Raw genomic sequence first — 2,486 nt, 5'->3', positions numbered from 1 at the left:
TCCACGATCTGCGCCGCCAGGTTCCACCGTGCCCGCGGTCCACCACCGCTGAATCCGCCCCCGCTTCCGGAGAGAACCATCCCCGACACCGTCCCGTCCCTCACCGACCTGGCCGCCCACATCCGCGGCTACGCCGTGCGCTTCTCGGTCATCCACCTGAAGTGCGAGACCGCGCTGGACACCCTGCGCAGCCGGCACGGTGCCATCACCGACACCCCGGCAGCCACGACCGCCACGGCCGAGCGCAACCGTGACATCGCAGCCGCGTTCGAGGAACACCTCCTCCCCCACACGCACGTGCTGCTGACAGCGGCACGGTCCGCGATCGACAACATGCCGCCCGCCCGCCACCACGGTGCGTGGCTCCTGCTGGTGGACGACCTCGACCACGCCGCCACCCAGATCCACCGCATCCTCACCGACACACCGCCGCCCAACAGCGGCGCGGCCCGCGAACAGCACCGCGCGCTGTGGCCGTACCTGAGCGTGTGGGCCGAACACGCCACGGTCCTCACCAACCTCGTTGACCAGCACCGCACCCCGGCAACCGAGTTCACCGGTGAACAGCAGACCGCGTGGACCGGGCGCGCACAGGCCGCACACGAGCGGGGCGATCTGGAGCCGTTCGAGGCGTGGTACGACGCCAGGGGCCGTCTCATCACCCTGGCCTACCTGGTCGAAGACGATGCTTCCACCGTTCTCGTCCTCGCCGGTGATCTGGACCAGCCGCACTGGCAGGTCCTCGGGCAGGACGACAACGAGTACCGGGCCGGGCAGCTGGCCCCGCCGCCGGTGCCGCCCGGTGTGCTGCGCCCCCGCGTCTCCCGCTACCGCCCGCACATCACGGCTCCCGAAGTCCGTGTGCAGGATCTGATCCACGACGTGGCCGTCGCCCATCAAAGCGGAGATGTCGCCGAGGCTCTGCTCACCGCCATCGACGACACCCCGCGCTCCACCGGCCCACTGGCCCACCTGAGTTCACTCATCCGTACGGCCGGGGAGTTCGCGGACGCCCTGGACACCCGGCAGGGACGCAACGCCGCCGTCCATCTGAACTTCATCGCAGGGCAGCTCGACTCCCTGACGCGCGAACTCCAGCGGACCGCCGAGGAGTTGTCTGAAGCCGTTGGCGTGCTCCCTCCGCACCGGGCACCCCACCCGCGCCTCCTCACCACACCGGCGTCGGTACCAACCGCCCTGGCGGCGCCGACCACCACGCCCCCTTCAACCGCCGCGCCCACAGCGGCTCCGGTCCGCCACCGGTAGTCCTCACCCCGGAAAGCCTTCTCCGTTTCGTTGACCACGACCACCTCCCCGCCTCTGCCCGCCCGTACGACGTACGGCGCGGTACTCGGCAGCCCGTACGTCGCCCGTCTCCTCGGCGGAACGCTGATCGGGCGCCTCCCCAACGGGATGGCGCCGGTCGCGATCGTGCTGCTCGTCACCACCGGCGGCGGCACCCTCGCCTTCGGCGGACTACTGAGCGCCCTCTACGGCCTCGCATCCGCCCTGTCCCAGCCGGTCAAGGGCCGGCTGATGGACCGTCACGACCAGACCCGGGTCTCCGGCCCCGCCGCGATCCTCAACTCCGCAGCCCTGCTCGCCCTTACCACCGTCGGCACCACCGGCTCCCCGGCCGTCGCCGTGGTGATCGTTGTCGTGGGCGGGCTGGCCGCTCCGCCGCTGGAGGCCGGGCTGCGGGCCCTGTGGCCGAGCGTGCTGCCCGATCCCGTACGCCGCCACACCGCGCTCGCCCTCGACACCGGCACCCAGGGTCTCCTCTACATCGCCGGCCCTCTCCTCGTCGCGGCCCTCTCCACCGCCCACAGCCCGGCTCTGGCGCTCGTCGTCACTGCCACCCTCGGGCTCACCGGCACCGCCGTCGTCTTGACTGCACCGCCGTCGCGGACCTGGAGGCCCGCCACCAGGGGGCGAAGTGGAACCTGTGATCGACTCTTCAGCAGCGGGCTCGTGGCCCTGTTCACCGCGCTGGTGGGCGTTGGTGTCGCGATCGGCGGCATGAACGTGTGGGCGGTCGCCATGGCCGAACGCCACGACATGGATCTGCTGGCCGGGGTGCTTCCTGCCGCGTTCTCCACTGGCAGCTTCCTCGGCGGCCTCCTCTACGGCTACCGCACCTGGCCCGGCTCACCGACCCGCCAAATCCTGCTCGGCACGGGCGGGTTCCTCCTCGGGTGGCTGCCGCTGCTCGCCCTGCCCACCCCTTTTCCGGCAACCGCCGCGGTCTTCGTTCCCGGGGCGTTCCTCACGGTGGTCGTGGCCCGTGCGTTCACCATCACCGACACGCTCGCGCCGCCGACGCGTACGACCGAGGCGTACGCGTGGCTGATCCTCTCGATCGGCGTCGGGCAGGCCACCGGAGCCGTGCTGGCCGGACGCTTCGCCGACCAACCCCACGCCCTCGCCGCGCTCCCCGCCGCAGGCGCCATCCTCGCCCTCACCGCCCTGCTCCTCGCCCACCCGGG

2 protein-coding genes are annotated in these 2,486 nt (G+C 71.8%); both read left to right on the top strand.

Annotated elements, in window-relative coordinates; all coding sequences use genetic code 11:
- On the top strand, positions 1-1,266 hold a 1,266-nt coding region (locus BHU15_RS40460), incomplete at its 5' end, for a hypothetical protein (protein ID WP_079128462.1).
- Between the two features lie 30 nt (positions 1,267-1,296).
- Positions 1,297-2,486: MFS transporter (locus BHU15_RS29815; RefSeq protein WP_069630003.1), on the top strand; the 1,190-nt coding region annotated here is incomplete at its 3' end.

The organism is Streptomyces niveus (assembly GCF_001723055.1).
Lineage (GTDB): Bacteria > Actinomycetota > Actinomycetes > Streptomycetales > Streptomycetaceae > Streptomyces > Streptomyces niveus.
This window is presented reverse-complemented; position numbering and strand designations above follow the sequence as displayed.